Source organism: Cupriavidus sp. GW822-FHT03E04 (assembly GCF_058801495.1).
This window is the reverse complement of record NZ_JBXANI010000001.1, coordinates 221,555-236,454: the sequence shown is the minus strand read 5'-3', so window position 1 is coordinate 236,454 and position 14,900 is coordinate 221,555. Positions and strand designations below refer to the sequence as shown.

Annotated in this window: 10 protein-coding genes and 2 pseudogenes; 6 read left to right on the top strand and 6 right to left on the bottom strand. The window is 60.8% G+C overall.

Going from position 1 to position 14,900, the window contains the following annotated elements; genetic code table 11:
- Positions 1-10 precede the first annotated feature (10 nt).
- Both AC1RQC_RS01060 and AC1RQC_RS01055 read right to left on the bottom strand, forming a co-directional pair.
- Positions 11-775: a GntR family transcriptional regulator gene (locus AC1RQC_RS01060; protein WP_492372455.1), complete on the bottom strand. Its 765-nt coding sequence runs from the start codon at positions 773-775 to the stop codon at positions 11-13.
- Positions 776-792: 17 nt separating this feature from the next.
- The gene (locus AC1RQC_RS01055; protein WP_492808569.1) at positions 793-1,791 is read right to left on the bottom strand and encodes a Bug family tripartite tricarboxylate transporter substrate binding protein; all 999 of its coding nucleotides are present in this window, start codon (positions 1,789-1,791) and stop codon (positions 793-795) included.
- 125 nt (positions 1,792-1,916) lie between these two features.
- Between AC1RQC_RS01055 and AC1RQC_RS01050 the strand changes: the two genes are divergently transcribed.
- From AC1RQC_RS01050 to leuD, 3 genes are read left to right on the top strand one after another with little or no spacing between them, the layout of a single operon-like run.
- A complete protein-coding gene (locus AC1RQC_RS01050; RefSeq protein ID WP_492808568.1) occupies positions 1,917-2,810 on the top strand; it encodes an isocitrate lyase/PEP mutase family protein in 894 nt (297 codons plus the stop codon).
- 10 nt (positions 2,811-2,820) lie between these two features.
- Complete coding sequence (locus AC1RQC_RS01045; protein ID WP_492882298.1) at positions 2,821-4,227, top strand: 3-isopropylmalate dehydratase large subunit; 1,407 nt, start codon at positions 2,821-2,823, stop codon at positions 4,225-4,227.
- Positions 4,228-4,237: 10 nt separating this feature from the next.
- Entirely contained in the window at positions 4,238-4,879 is a 642-nt protein-coding gene (leuD, locus tag AC1RQC_RS01040) for a 3-isopropylmalate dehydratase small subunit (protein WP_492372459.1), read from the top strand.
- Positions 4,880-5,081: 202 nt separating this feature from the next.
- Here the strand turns inward: leuD and AC1RQC_RS01035 are convergent, their stop codons facing one another.
- Positions 5,082-6,221, bottom strand: a complete 1,140-nt coding sequence (locus tag AC1RQC_RS01035) for a GGDEF domain-containing protein (RefSeq protein WP_492372460.1) — start codon at positions 6,219-6,221, stop codon at positions 5,082-5,084.
- A gap of 1,651 nt (positions 6,222-7,872) precedes the next feature.
- Between AC1RQC_RS01035 and AC1RQC_RS01030 the strand changes: the two genes are divergently transcribed.
- Positions 7,873-10,077, top strand: coding sequence for an OsmC domain/YcaO domain-containing protein (locus tag AC1RQC_RS01030; protein WP_492882297.1), 2,205 nt, complete (start codon positions 7,873-7,875; stop codon positions 10,075-10,077).
- Positions 10,078-10,780: 703 nt separating this feature from the next.
- On the opposite strand, the gene AC1RQC_RS01025 is transcribed toward AC1RQC_RS01030, so the two are convergent.
- Positions 10,781-11,557: a hypothetical protein gene (locus AC1RQC_RS01025; protein WP_492372465.1), complete on the bottom strand. Its 777-nt coding sequence runs from the start codon at positions 11,555-11,557 to the stop codon at positions 10,781-10,783.
- A 303-nt stretch (positions 11,558-11,860) separates the two neighbouring features.
- Between AC1RQC_RS01025 and AC1RQC_RS01020 the strand changes: the two are divergent.
- Positions 11,861-12,277: pseudogene (locus AC1RQC_RS01020) on the top strand (MFS transporter); the annotation flags it as partial.
- Positions 12,256-12,479: pseudogene (locus AC1RQC_RS01015) on the top strand (hypothetical protein); the annotation flags it as partial. The pseudogenes AC1RQC_RS01020 and AC1RQC_RS01015, both read left to right, overlap by 22 nt.
- Here AC1RQC_RS01015 and AC1RQC_RS01010 read toward each other — a convergent pair.
- Both AC1RQC_RS01010 and AC1RQC_RS01005 read right to left on the bottom strand, forming a co-directional pair.
- Complete coding sequence (locus AC1RQC_RS01010; protein ID WP_492808557.1) at positions 12,402-13,859, bottom strand: sensor domain-containing diguanylate cyclase; 1,458 nt, start codon at positions 13,857-13,859, stop codon at positions 12,402-12,404. The pseudogene AC1RQC_RS01015 and the gene AC1RQC_RS01010 overlap by 78 nt on opposite strands.
- 392 nt (positions 13,860-14,251) lie before the next feature.
- Positions 14,252-14,692 (bottom strand): hypothetical protein, encoded by a 441-nt coding sequence (locus tag AC1RQC_RS01005; RefSeq protein WP_492882296.1) that lies wholly within the window; start codon positions 14,690-14,692, stop codon positions 14,252-14,254.
- Positions 14,693-14,900 lie beyond the last annotated feature (208 nt).

The following is a 14,900-nucleotide window of genomic DNA, read 5'->3' as shown; positions in this document are numbered from 1 at the left end:
AATTGGCGTGCTATGTGCCGCACACGGCTTGATCGGAGCCGCTGCCGGGCACCTGCGCCGCTGCGCCCAGCCTGTTCGTCCCCAGGGCGCGGATCAGCACGTCACGATTGGTCAGGATGTGCTCGCGCATCAGTGCCTCGGCGCGGCCGACCTCGCGCAGCGCCAGCGCGTCCACGATGCGGTAGTGCTCCGCGAGCGCCTGCCGACTGTGGTCGCGCTGGTACAGCAGCATCAGGGCGTCATGGTCGTGGGGATGCGATTTGCTGTCAAAGATGATGGGCAACTGCCGCGCGCGGCGCACGGCGTCGGTCAGCCAGCTGTTGTCCGCCAACTCCAGCAGCGCGTAGTGAAAGTCGAGATTCATGTTCTGCCACTGCAGGGCCTGCTGGTCGTTCCACTCTTGCTCGTGCAGCACCCGCCGCTGAGCCGCCAGGAGGCCGCCCAGGCGCTCCTGTTCGGCATGCAGCAAGCCGCGCTCGCCGATCAGCCGGCAGCCCAAGCCCTCGAGCGTGGCCCGCACGGTGAAGGCGTCCTTGATGTCCTTGGGCTGGAAGCGGCGGACCAGGAAGCCGCGATTGGGCTGGTAGACCAGCAAGCCCTCGTCGGCGAGCCGGGCCAGCGCATCGCGCACCGGCGTGCGGGAGACGCCCAACTCCTGGGCCAGTGTGACCTCCATCAAGTGGGACCCGGGCGGAATCTCGCCGTCGAAGATGCGGTTGCGCAGGGTATCCGCGACTGATAGTGCGCGGGTCCGGGAAGTTTCGGGTGAAGACATCGTTCTGGATTTAGGATTCAGTCGGTGTGGATGTGTCGGCTGCGGATGAGATTACCCCACATTGTCCGCTCGCCGGCAAGGAACCGGCTGGTCTGCTCGGGTGTCGAGGGGAATTTCTCTGCTCCGCTGGCCTCGATCGCCTGGGCGAGCTGCCCGTCATCGAGCGCCTGCGCGAGAGCGCCATGCAGCTTGCCGACGATCTCCTTCGGCGTTTCGGCCCGCGTGAACAGGCAGGTCCAGCTATAGATCTCCACCGGGATGCCCGCCTCCGTCAGCGTGGGCACGTCCGGCAGCGACGCGATCCGCGCGCGCGACGTTACCGCGAGCGGCCGCAGCGTGCCGCTGCGGATATGGGGCAGCACGGTGGCCGGATTGGAAAACATCATCTGTACCTGGCCGCCGATGGTGTCCGCGATGGCCGGGGCATTGCCGCGATAGGGGATGTGCGTGAGCACGACGCCGGCCGCCTGCGCGAACAGTTCGCCAGACAGGTGGGAAGTGTTGCCATTGCCCGCGCTGCCGAAATTGATCTGCCCGGGCTGCGCCCGTGCCATGCGCAGCAGGTCCGCCAAGGTCTTCGCCTTCGATGCCGCATTGACGACGAGCACGTTCGGGCCGCGGCTGACGCAGCCGACCGGCGTGAAGTCGCGCGCCGGATCGTAGGGCGGGCGCGCCATCAGCAAGGGTGCGTTGATCTGCTCGGCGGGCGTCCCCAGCAGCAGGGAATAGCCGTCCGCCGGCGCGCGCAAGACCTGCGCGGCACCCAGCGTGCCGCTGGCGCCGCTCTTGTTCTCCACCACCACGGATTGGCCCAACTGCCGGGACAGGTTCTTCGACAGCAGGCGGGCGATCGTGTCGGTGGTCCCGCCGGCAGGGAATGGCACGACCAGCGAGAGCGGTCGCGCGGGCCATGCAACGCTCGTTTCGGCGTGCGCCCAGCAGGCGGGGCAGATGGTGCCGACGAGCGCGAGCAGCAGGACGGGGCGAGTCCGGCGTAGGGATTTCAGGCTTGGCATGTGCAGGTCTCCTTTCTTCTGTATGTATGCATGTTAGCGTAATTAATGCTTCATGATTACTTTATTTCTTGAAAATATAAAAACATGCATACATACTGTGCGAACCACGACCACCAAGACTCATCATGCGAAAGACTGCATTACTCCAGAAACTGATCCACGCGCCGGAACTCCTTGTCATGCCCGGTGCCTTTGACCCCCTGTCCGCCCGCATCGCGCAGGAGGCGGGTTTTCCCGCGGTGCAGTGCTCCGGCTTCGGCATTTCCGTGAGCCGGCTGGGACTGCCGGACTACAGCTTCCTCTCGCTGTCCGATATGGTCGCGGCCACGCAGCAGATAGTCGACGCCATCGACCTGCCGGTCATGGCCGACGGCGATACCGGCTTCGGCAATGCCGTCAACGCTTGGTATGCGGTCAAGGCCTTTGAGCGCATTGGCTGCGCGGGCGTCAATATCGAGGACCAGGTCATGCCCAAGCGCTGCGGCCACCTGGAGGGCAAATCCATCGTGCCGCTGGACGAAGCAGTGCAGAAGATTCGCGCTTGCGCCGAGGCGCGCACGGATCCGGATTTCGTGATCAACGCGCGTACGGACGCGCTTGCCGTAGGCGGCATCGAGGAAGTGATCCGTCGCGGCAATGCCTACCTGGAGGCGGGGGCGACCATGATCTTCGTGGACGGCATGACGTCCAAGGAGCTGGCGCGGCAGGCCGTGCAGGGAATTCGCGGGCCAGTGGCGATCAATGTGGTCGAAGGCGGCAAGTCGCCCGAAGCCTTCACGTTCGAGGAGATGCAGGGCATCGGCATCGCGCGCGTGAGCCTGCCCGCCACGCTGATGCTGGCGGCCATCCAGGGCATGCGCGACGCGCTGGCGGCGCTGCGTGCCAACGGTTACGCCGGTGGCCCCGGCGCGCGGTTGGCGGACTTTCGCGAGCAGCTCGAGCTGGTCGGCTTCAAGGAGGTGTTCGCGCTGGAGCAGCGCTATTTGGCCGGGCTGCAGCATCCCGGCACCGCACGGTGAGGTGAGCATTATGTATGCATCACCGCGCAACATCATCGAGAAGATCTGGGACCAGCACGTTGTGGGCCAGCTGGAGGGCGAGCAGGCGCTGCTACATGTCGACCGGGTCTTCCTGCACGACCGCGCCGGGCCGCGCGTGCTGGCCGGCCTGGAGGAGGGGGGGCATCGCGTGGCGCATCCGAGCCTTGTGTTCGGCACCATGGACCACATTGTCGACACTCAGCCGGGCCGGGGCGACGACACGCTGGTTCGGGGCGGGCGCAGCTTCATTGAGGCCTTTCGCGCCGCCACGCGGCGCTCGGGCATCCGCCTGTTCGACCTGGGCACTCCACGCCAGGGCATCGCGCACGTGATCTCCCCAGAGCTGGGCATCGCCTTGCCGGGCACCACCCTGGTCTGCTGCGACAGCCATACCTGCACTGTTGGGGGCATTGGCGCGCTGGCATGGGGCATCGGCACTACCGAAGGCGAGCACGCTGTCGCCACGCAGTGTCTGGTGCGAAGCAAGCCACGGACGATGCGGGTATCGTTCCAGGGCAGCCTCGGGCCGGCGGTGTCGGCCAAGGACATGGTGCTGGCCTTGATCGGCAGGTTCGGCGTCAGCGGTGGCGACGGGCATGCCATCGAATTTTCGGGCGAGGCAGTGCGGACGCTGGACGTTGAGGGGCGGCTGACCCTATGTAATATGGCCGTCGAGTTCGGCGCCTGGACTGGTCTGGTGGCGCCAGACGCGCGTACCGTCGAATGGCTGGCGGGGCGACCCTTTGCCCCTTCAGGTGCCGCCTGGGATGCAGCGGTTTCGGATTGGCTCGCGCTGCGCTCGGACGACGACGCGCACTGGGACAAGGAACTGGAGCTGGACTGCGCGGAGCTCGTTCCCCAGGTGAGCTGGGGAACCCATCCCGGCCAGGTCGTGGGCATCACCGGCACAGTGCCGCCTCCCGCCGACGCGGATGCCGAGCGCGCGCTGCGCTATATGGAGCTGCACCCCGGGCAGCCGATGCTGGGGACTCCCATCGATGCGGCTTTCATCGGCTCCTGCACCAATAGCCGCCTGCCCGACCTGCGCGCCGCCGCGCAGGTGGTGCGAGGACGACGCGTGCGCCCTGGCGTAAAGGCCATCGTGGTGCCCGGATCGACCAGTGTGAAGCATGCCGCAGAAAGCGAGGGCCTGGATCGCGTGTTCACGGAAGCTGGCTTCGAGTGGCGCGAAAGCGGCTGCTCGTTGTGCTTCTTCGCCGGCGGCGATAACTTCGACCAGCCTGGCAAGCCGGGGCGCCGCGTGATCACCAGCACCAACCGCAACTTCGAGGGCAGGCAGGGCCCGGGCGTGCGCTCTCACCTGGCCAGCCCGGCAACGGTGGCCGCCTCAGCCGTCGCCGGCTGCATCGCCGATCCACGCCCGCTGCTGCGCTAGGGAGCATCACATGGAACAGTTCATCCAACTGAAGGGAATCGCCGCTGCGCTGATGCGAGCCAACATCGATACCGACCTTCTCATTCCCTCGCGCGAGATCAACTCACCCGGGCGAGATGGCTATGGTGAGAAGCTGCTCGCGCCTTGGCGCTATGAAGCCAGCGGGAGCGGGAACGGACAGCGCGTCGAGCGCCCCGACTTTGTGCTCAATCGCGAACCCTACCGCCGGGCGACGATCCTGCTGACCGGCGAGAACTTCGGCAGCGGATCCTCGCGCGAGGCCGCCGTCTGGGCGGTGCGGCAGTTTGGCCTTCGCTGCGTCATCGCGCCGTCGTTCGGCGCGATCTTCCAGAGCAACTGCTACCGCAATGGCGTGCTGCCGGTGGTGCTGCCCGCGAATGAAATTGCCGTGCTGGCCGCCGAAGCCGAGCGGGAGGTGCTGGAGCTGACCGTCGATCTTGAGTCCTGCACGGTGCAGCACCCGCAGGGCCGCTGCTTGCCGTTCATCGTACCCCCGAGCGAACGCACCCTGCTGCTCGAAGGGCTCGATGCCATTGGCCTGACTTTGAAGCGCCGGGCCGAGATCGAGGCGTACCAGGCGGCGCTGCGTGAGGCGCGTCCCTGGGTTTTGGCCGTAGAAGAGCCGCTTTGACATCTCAGGTGGCCAGAGACCATGCTGGCCACCTCACCGCAACGGTTCGACACAGACCATGACAAACACTGCATTCATCGGACTCGACTACATTGTCGATATCACGCACCCGGACGGCAAGATCGCGCATTGCATCTCGCGATGAGTGGCGTCGTTAAGACGTCTCGATGCCGCTCCCGACCTCGGCTTGGGGTGGCTGGATCTACACGGCGCTCGTCTTCACGAGGTTGCGCCCGCCGCCCTTCGCCGCATAACAAGCACTGTCTGCTGTCTTTATCCAGGCTTCCCACGCCCCGCCATTCCGGTCGCTCCAGGCCACACCGATGCTCGCGGTAACGCTAACGCTAACGCGCCCGCCGTCGATCACAATGGACATTGCTTCGATTCGCTTGCGAAGCCGTTCAGCGACCGCTCTGGCATCTTGCTCGTCGACGTTCGGAAGAAAGAGCGCGAACTCCTCGCCCCCGTATCGCGCAAGGACGTCTCCCTCCCGCAATCCATCTCGGACAGCTGTAGCCACCGACGCCAGTACGAGGTCCCCCACAGGATGTCCGAATCTGTCGTTGATCTGCTTGAAGTGGTCCACATCCAGGATTGCGAGAGCGCTGTTTGCGAGCGGCGCTGGGGGAAGGCGCCCCAGGAACCAGCGGCGGTTACCGACGCCGGTCAGCGCATCGGTGTCCGCTGCAAGCTGAAGACCCGCCTCGCGCCGCTCCCTGACGAGCGTCACAACCAGCAGCGCAATCCAGAAATTGAAGAATATCTGAAGAAAAAAGGCAGCCGAAAAGTCAAATTCCGATGGAATATCGAGAACGATGCAAACGAGGCGAACAGCATAGATCAGCGCACTCACCAGGAGGCACGCAGCCAACGGACGACGCGCAGGCAGTGGCTCGCTATGTCGGTCCAGCCATATCTCGACTGCCGAAGCCGCCAGGGACATTACCGCGGTCAGGTGAAAGACGCTCGCCCGCTGAGAATTCACAAGCGGGAATCCCGACACTATGCCAAATATGAACCACACCGCCGGCACGAGTATGACAATCCAGTAATGGCTCCGGCGGCGACCACTTAGGCGCCGTATGCCGTCCCAGAGCAGCGGATAGGCGATCGTCCCTAAAAGAAGACTCAAATGCGTCCACAGCCAAAGCGGTAAGGCGGCCCGCTCCCCAAACGCAGCCAGCACTGCACCGATTGCCAAGGCAATCAAAGCAACGGCGAGACGCCCTAGACCCGTGGGCCGGGACGAACGCTTGCGGCTATGCAATATCGCAGCGGCGCCTGCAATCAACGAGGTGTTGTGCAGAAGAATAATGGTGCCCACATCGAAAGTCAGGTGCATATAGCCCCTTCGGTTCCCATACGCGAATTATCGAAGAAGCACTTTTTCACAAAGATGACTGGCGCGATTGGGATTTGCCCCAGCCCAAATCGCGCATGCCCAGTGACTGACTCGCCGCGGAGCCGGTTAGCGAGGCCTACCTTGGTATCGAAGTGGACGACGCGCTCGAAACGGCTGCGCAAACCGAAGTATAACGGCGGCCGGGCCGGCGAACCGTCGCGTGTCTGCTGCGGACCGGACATCCGAATGCATAGTCACGACCCTGGAGGGTTCGACAACATCTGGGTCGGCCGATGGTACCGGTACCGCCGCTTCGTTTAAAGCCTCTTTTGGTACTTCGATCGACGCCGGCGGCAACGTCTACGTGGCCGATGCTGGCAACTGTGCGATTAGCAAGATCACTCCGCTGCAATGAGAGCGCGGCTCTGCCAGTATCGTCTTGTAAGTGCGGTGAAGTTGGGGCGCGTGAGCTTGCAGGTGGAGCTCCAAGCGATCACTCGTCGTGATGGACATTCATGATGGACGGTAAGTCGCCGGGTCGGGAGTGGGCGGAAGGCAAGCTGCCTCCGACGTTGATTCGTGCGTTGATTGGTGGATCTCGGCTTGTTGCAAAGAGGTAGGAGGAGGCTCCCACCACCGTCGACCAGTTCGGAGAATGGACGTCGTAGTGCAGGTGTAGTAGGAAAGTTCTACCGGACAGGCAGATGGGGCGTTTTGCTGAGGGCTTGGCCTCGTACGCGGCAGGCTAAACATACCCAAGGGTTGAGTGCAAACGCACGGGGATATGACGAGCCGTCAATTCGACCCCCACATTTACCACTCAAGGAGAGGCCATGGACGCGAGTCCGGACCCATACGGATCCAGCCTGTTCGTGATGGAAGCGCATCTGCGAGACTACTTGGCGACGAATCCACGGACTTTCCCGGGGCAGGCCGACTTGGCCTGTGGCCTCGGCACTCACCGCGACTTCGTCTTCAAAACTCGGGCCGCCTTCTCCGGAAATAGGTGATGCCACTCTTGGCGTGCCGTCGATACCACGATCGTGATCAGACCGTATCTGTGTCCCCCGATTGGCGTAGCCCGGCAGGTCGGCGGAGGGCGGGCAGGGCACGGCACCTTTTGTATCCTCTGGGTTGATTTATAATGGCGTGGCCAGCGTCGTCGCCCCGCAAATCGCTCCATCTCCCGCACCAGCAAAAGTTCAGCGCGGCCGACGGTAAAAGCGACGATAAAGTCCCATGCTAATCGCTGCCAATCCCCTAACCACGCGGGTCTGGGCGGCCTGTTGATGATGGAGTGGGGGTGGAATTCCCGTTGGGAAACATGATTCGCTAGTTGATTGACTATTAAAGCCCTGTTTTCACAGGGCTTTATATTTCGGATTGTCGCCTGGTAGTTCTCGCATTCTGGAGAGTGTTGGAGGAACTCGTGGCGATTCAGTTTGGTACAACGGCACTTGGCGCTGCCGTGGAGGTCGGCGTGGCACATGGAAGCTCGCCGATCCCAGCCATGTCCCGCGCCATGGCGTTCGCCTGAAAAATTATCCGTATGCGGCAGCGTTTGCGAAAGCTTCGATGCATTGCACGGCACCAGCGTGGCGGCGGATAGTAGTGGCTACGTCATTTTGTGCACCATTTTCAGAATTCCCCCATGGAAATTAAAGTCAACTTTCTCGATAAGCTACGTCTTGAAGCTAAGTTCGATGACTTCACCGTAGTGGCCGACCAGCCTATCCGTTATAAGGGCGACGGCTCGGCGCCTGGTCCTTTTGATTATTTTCTGGCCTCATCGGCCTTGTGTGCCGCTTACTTCGTGAAGTTGTACTGCGTAACCCGCAATATTCCTACCGAGAATATCCGCCTGTCGCAGAATAATATTGTTGATCCGGAAAATCGTTATCAACAGATTTTCAAGATTCAGGTTGAGTTACCGGCGGATATCTCGGAGGCGGACCGTCGAGGTATTTTGCGCTCTATCGAGCGTTGTACGGTGAAAAAAGTGGTGCAAGCCGGCCCCGAGTTTGTCATCGAAGAAGTAGAGAACCTGGATGCCGATGCTCAGTCGTTGCTGATGTTGACGCCGGCATCTGACGCCAGCACCTATATTGCGGGCAAGGATCTGCCGTTGGAGCAAACCATCGCCAATATGTCGGGCATTTTGGCGGATCTGGGCATGAAGATTGAAATCGCTTCATGGCGCAATATCGTTCCCAATGTGTGGTCGCTGCATATCCGCGATGCGCACTCGCCGATGTGTTTTACCAATGGCAAGGGTGCGACCAAGGAAAGCGCACTGGCATCGGCGTTGGGGGAGTTTATCGAGCGCCTGAATTGCAACCATTTCTATGGTGGTACGTTTTGGGGTGAAGACATCGCCAATGCGGCGTTTGTTCACTACCCGAACGAGCGCTGGTTCAAGCCTGGCCCTGAAGATGCGCTGCCGGCCGAAATTCTGGATGCGTACTGCCTGCAAATTTATAATCCCGATGGCGAGTTGTATGGCTCGCATCTGTACGACACTAACTCCGGCAATGTGCAGCGCGGTATCTGTTCGCTGCCGTATGTGCGGCAGTCGGACGGCGAAGTGGTGTATTTTCCGTCCAACCTGGTCGAAAACCTATTCGTCAGCAATGGCATGAGTGCCGGTAATACGCTGGCTGAAGCGCAGGTGCAATGCCTGTCCGAAATTTTCGAACGGGCGGTAAAGCGCGAAATTCTGGAAGGTGAAATCGCATTGCCTGATGTGCCGCACGAAGTGCTGGCGAAATACCCTGGCATTCTGGCCGGGATTCAGGGGTTGGAAGAGCAGGGCTTTCCGGTGCTGGTAAAGGACGCGTCGCTGGGTGGGACCTATCCGGTGATGTGCGTCACCTTGATGAACCCGCGGACAGGCGGTGTCTTTGCCTCGTTCGGCGCGCACCCAAGCTTCGAGGTGGCGCTGGAACGGAGTCTGACGGAATTGCTGCAGGGGCGCAGTTTTGAGGGCCTGAACGATTTACCTCAGCCCACCTTTGTCAGTAACGCCGTGACTGAATCAAATAACTTTGTTGAGCACTTTATTGATTCCAGCGGTGTGGTGTCGTGGCGCTTTTTCAGCGCCAAGGCGAATTTCGACTTTGTTGAGTGGGATTTTTCTGGCCAAGGTGAAAACTCCAATGCCGAGGAAGCCGCCACGTTGTTCGGCATTCTCGAAGACATGGGCAAGGAGGTATACATGGCGGTGTATGACCAGTTGGGCGCCGTGGCCTGCCGCATTTTAGTGCCCGGTTATTCGGAAGTTTACCCGGTGGAGGATTTGATCTGGGATAACACAAACAAGGCACTGTTGTTCCGCGCCGATATTCTGAATGTGCATCGCCTGGACGATGCCGGCCTGGCAGATCTGCTTGAGCGGCTGGAGAACAGTGAGCTGGATGAGTACTCCGATATTGCCACTTTGATCGGCATCGAATTTGACGAGAATACGGACTGGGGGAAGCTAACAGTTCTCGAGTTGAAGCTGCTGATTCATCTCGCCTTGCGGCAATTTGAGGAGGCGCAAGAACTGGTGGGCGCCTTCCTGCAATACAACGACAATACGGTCGAGCGTGGATTGTTCTACCAGGCCTTGAATGTGGTGCTGGAGGTGCTGCTCGACGACGACCTGGAACTAGACGACTACGCGGTCAATTTCCGTCGGATGTTTGGCGACGCTCGGATGGACGCCGTAATGGGGTCAGTGGACGGCAGCGTGCGCTTCTTCGGGTTGACGCCAACGAGTATGAAACTGGAGGGCCTCGATAGGCACCACCGCCTGATCGACAGTTACAAAAAACTGCATAAGGCGCGGGCCAATGTGGCGGCTACGGCCAGTTAGGGTTACGAACCATGGCTGGATAAAAAAGCTAGGTCAATCATTTTTGTTCCCTTTAACCAAGCGGGTTCAGGAGCTTGTTGATGATTGAGTGGGGGTGAACCCCATAGGGGTGCGTGTATCTTCTTGCGCCACCTGGCAATAAGAGGCAGTCAGTGAACTAAGCCCGCGATTCCGCGGGCTTAGTTACGTCTGGGCGCATCCTAAATATCTGGCATTGACCGGCAGCATCCCACGGAGATAACACGGATGGACACTTTTTCAGCACTGGCGGACGCCAGCAGCATCACCTTGCTGTGCGCGCCGTCGGTGAACGGATCGTGCCGATCCGTGATTTTTGCGCCGTCGGAATGAACGTGGAACTTGCCTGCTTTCGCGCCATCCGTGTAAGGATCGCGCGGCCCGGCGATATGGGTGTTGCCGTCAGCGGTCGAGGGGATGCCGGACGACTAGGCTAGGGCGGCGAGCGAAGCAGGTGCCTTGACTACGCGCGCAGGTCCCATACGGCCTCTCGAAAGAAGATGCGGTTGGCGGGGGCAGTTGAACGGTTTTTTTGCGATGTACCAATCCGGATCGGGTGGGGTCAAGAAGTGCGACCAGTTCACGTTTCGGAACGCCGTTGGCGTCACTATCATCGGTCTTCTTTTACTACCTATAGGTGAACTAATGCCCACGGAAGAAAATTCAAGGGTGGACATAGTGCCTATCATTCGACCGTATGCGCGTTTTCTTCAGGGCTGTGAATCAAGCGTTGAGCGATGTTTCGCGCGATCTTTCGACGTTCAAGTCGATTGCGCAGCTGGCCGGCCACAAAGGCGCTGATGATCAGCAGCAAGTAGAGGATTAGGAGATTGTGACGCCACGCATCGAGAGCGAGCTGGTGCGCAGCCAGTTTCGGATCGGGCGCCGGGAGGCTTGCTCGACTCGCCACGACGGCTTGGGTCATCCGGACAAGGCCGGCCGCCGACAGGAGTGGCACGAACACGAGCAGAGCGAGCAGTGCAGGCTTGGCGCGGCGCACTATCGCGTAGTGGCGCAAGCGGATCCACAGCCCCAGGCAACCATGTACCCAGCCCGGGGCAAGCAACGCAACCTGCAGGCCCTGCGTGCCGCTCGTGATCAGCATAATCACGATCCGCTCATAGTTCGGTTCGAAGCCGTAGAGAGAGGCGGCAAGCCGGGTCGCCACCGCATGGCGGATAAGTAATAGAGGGAGGCTGAGTCCCGCCCAGAGGCGGATCCATTCGGTGGGCGGCAGCACCCAGTGATGGCGCCCATAGACTGTGCGCAGCGCCAGTACAAAATGCAGGGAGGCCGAACCGTACAGCAGGATCGTTCCGGGCACGCTATGCCAGAGGCGCAGAGCCAGCGTGAGACCGCGCCCGGCAAGATCCAGCGACCAGATCCCGAGTGCATGATTGGCCAGATGGAGAAAGAGATAGATCAGCAGCACCACACCCGATCCGAGTTGCAAGCGGCGCATGATTGATTGCACTTTCCTTCCCCTTGATGCTCAACATGGAGAGAACTTCTGGCACAGCGGCTGCCGAACGGCTAACCCGGCAGTCGGACGCAGGCCATCTTCTCTAGTATGCAATGCGTAGACGTCCCTCCGTTGCCAGATATTCCCGCTCCCACACTCACTCATCTTCCTGCCGCACACGATTGCCCGTGAAGACGATTGCCATGGGAGGTGCACTGGCCACACGGCCGGCGCTTGCCATGCGGAATCAGCACGGGATCCATTTCAGGTCGCGGTTCCGGGAATAAAAATGGCATGCCGGCGGTCTCGTTCGGCGCGGCGCGCTTCCTGGCCGGGCTTGGCATCGGCGGCGTCATGCCAAACGTGATCGCGCAGATGACCGAGTACGCACCGCAGCGCGTGCGCAGCACGATGGTGGCATTGATGTTCAGCGGCTACTCGATCGGGAGCATGCTCGCCGCCCTGCTAGGCAAGGGTCTGTTCGAGACCTACGGATGGCAATCCGTATTCATCGCCGCGGGGCTCCCCGTGTTGCTGATCCCGCTGATCCTCAAGTCGATGCCAGAATCGGTGGCATTCCTGATCCGGCGCTGCCGCAGTGACGAGTTGAAGCGGCTGACCGGGCGGATCGCCAAGGTAGGGCAGCGCCATCATGATGCAGATGGCGCAGCCGCCTCCATCCCTACGAGCGGCCCATGCTCATCGGCCAGGTGCAGTCGCTGGCTCCGCGGGTGCAAATAGCCAGGAGGGCATGCAGGCGCAGGCCGGCGGCGCCGAACAGAACAACCAGGCGCTGATGCGGTTGTCCGAGGCCGCCCGGCGGACCGCGTGGTTTCCCGTGGCCCTAGTGCTCCGGGATCTCGCGGTGGGCTTGAATCTCCGGCCGCGTTTCTGCGACAGCTACCCGGTTGCGTCCGGATGATTTTGCCTTGTATAGCGCCTCGTCACTTGCATTGAAGAAAAACCGCAGACTAGGGAAACGTGCACGGCCGTCCGCACAAGCCACGCCCATACTGACCGTGAGTATCCGGTTAGCGCTTCCCGCATTCGGGATAACCAGATCCTGGACGGCCGACCGGATCTTCTCGGCAACCGCAATAGCTCCGTCCAAACCCGTGTTGGGTAGCAGCACGGCAAACTCCTCGCCACCGTAGCGGGCCGCATAATCGCCCGGCCTGCGGATGTTGCTGGCAATGCATCGGGCGACCGCAGCCAGCGCATCATCTCCGCCCGCGTGCCCGTAACGGTCATTGAAATTCTTGAAATGATCCACGTCGATCATCAGCAACGACAAGGGCTGCTGGCTGCGCCATGCCCGGCGCCATTCGATGTCCGCGGCCTCGTCCAGGGCACGCCGGCTTCCGATGCCTGTCAGCCCGTCCGTGTTGACCATCAGCCGAAGGTGCTCTTCCATCGCTTGCCTGCGCTTGAACTGCCGGGAAATCAGGATGGAGAGGATAAGGATCGCGATGTCTAGCGTAAGAATCAGTCCGCCGAGCAGCCATGCCCTTTTTCGCCATTCCGCGTAAATATCGTCGGTCGACAGGCCAATAACAACCACGAGGGGGAAACCGGCAACGTGGCGGAAATCGTATAACCGTTCGTTACCGTCCAGCGCGGCAATGCCGACAAATGATCCTTCCTGTGCCTGCGCAACCGGCGCGAAGGATGCGCTGGCGGCAATGCTACGGCCGATGGTGGCAGGGTCATACGGACGGCGCATCAACACGATGCCATCGTCACGCAGCAATGTGATGGTGCCCCCAGGGCCGAGCTTCGTCCCCTCGAAGAGCCTCTTGAAATAGTTGAGGCGCAGCGTGCCGACGACGATGCCGGCAAAGCTACCGTCCGCATGTGACAACCGCCGGCTCAAACCGATCGATTGGGCTTGCTCCGTCAAGCGAGGCTGGAACGGCTGGCTGATAAACAACCCAGCCGTTGCCGAATCGTGATGCACTTTGAAGTAGTCGCGGTCAGCGACATTGACGGGGCGGGGAGGGGTGGAGCGTGAATCGAGAACGAGATTGCCTTGCTCGTCCGTCACCAACAGGGAGCCCATGTCGGTTGCGTTCGTCGAGCGGTCAAACAGCACCAATTGGCGGATGGCGGGATTCAACCGGAGAATTTCCGGATCCTTGACGCCGTCGATCACGGAGTGCATCGACAGCTCAAAGATCTCCAGATTGCGGGCAATATCTCGCTCAAGGATGAGTGAGAGGTTGGAGGATGCTTCTTGCGCGCGCGCAAATGCGTCCTGGCGCATCTCAACGAGCGCCCCGGCTCCAATGGTGGCGATGGCCATAGCAAGGCCAACGCTGGCTGTCATGAAAAGGTTGGGGTACTTTAAAATCACTTATCTGTCGTAGGCCAAGGCCATCGGGATGATTCTTGGGCCGTTACACAGCCACGCACGCGAGTGCAAATTGTACGCTAGCCGAAAAGGAGGGCGCGCCGGAAGGTCCGCCAAGCACGCGAGGCGCTGACTCGATAACTGGGGCCTGAAGCTCGTGGTAATGAGGGGAACCAAGCCTGAGACAGACGCCGCTGCGCTCCCCGGGGTCGACCAAAGAAACTGCACGCTCGAGTTGCCAGGTCAGGCCTCAACGATCGAGTATTTATCCCGATTTTTGCCAAGCCATACGGGAGCCCGACCACGGCCAGGCATCAGACAAGCGTGACCGGCTAGAAACCCCGTTAAATATTCCGCATGGTGCTGATCCTACATACCGATACTATGCCAGCATTCTCTAGCTGCAGTTCTCGCCGAAGCTTCTCGCACTCGTGCTGGCTAGTAAAGGAAAAATATTCACGCGCTGTTGGGTCATTCGACTCTGCCTTCGCGACGGTCAGATGCCAGAGGTCGCCAATGGAACCTGGTTGTTCATCGTCAGAGGTACCCGCGTGAATATCGACAGAGTTTCGGTCATTGATAACGACCACGACAACAATCGCGATGCTCGCGGCAACCCACTGTGCAATGCGTCGCAATCTGAAAGAGATCCTTGTCATGCCGGCATGCAAGATGATGTTGGCGTTGTTGTGATCCTCATATGGTAGCGTTTTATCGTCGGCAAACAATCCCCCCGACCGGGGAGGCTGGTGACAGGAGGAGATAGGTTTGCCGAGGCTTTCCACATGCGATCGGCAAGACACCGGATATGGTTGTGCAGATGGCGTGCTATCCGGTCTCTAGCCAAAGATCGACGCCTGGCGCAGGCGCGTCGTTACTATTGTGCTCTTTGACGGTCGCGATCTTGAATCCACTGCCGCGCGTGGCGCGTATTTAGAGGCTGCGCCTAAACGCATTCACCCATCAATGTGAAGCGACCAATGCGACAGGGCA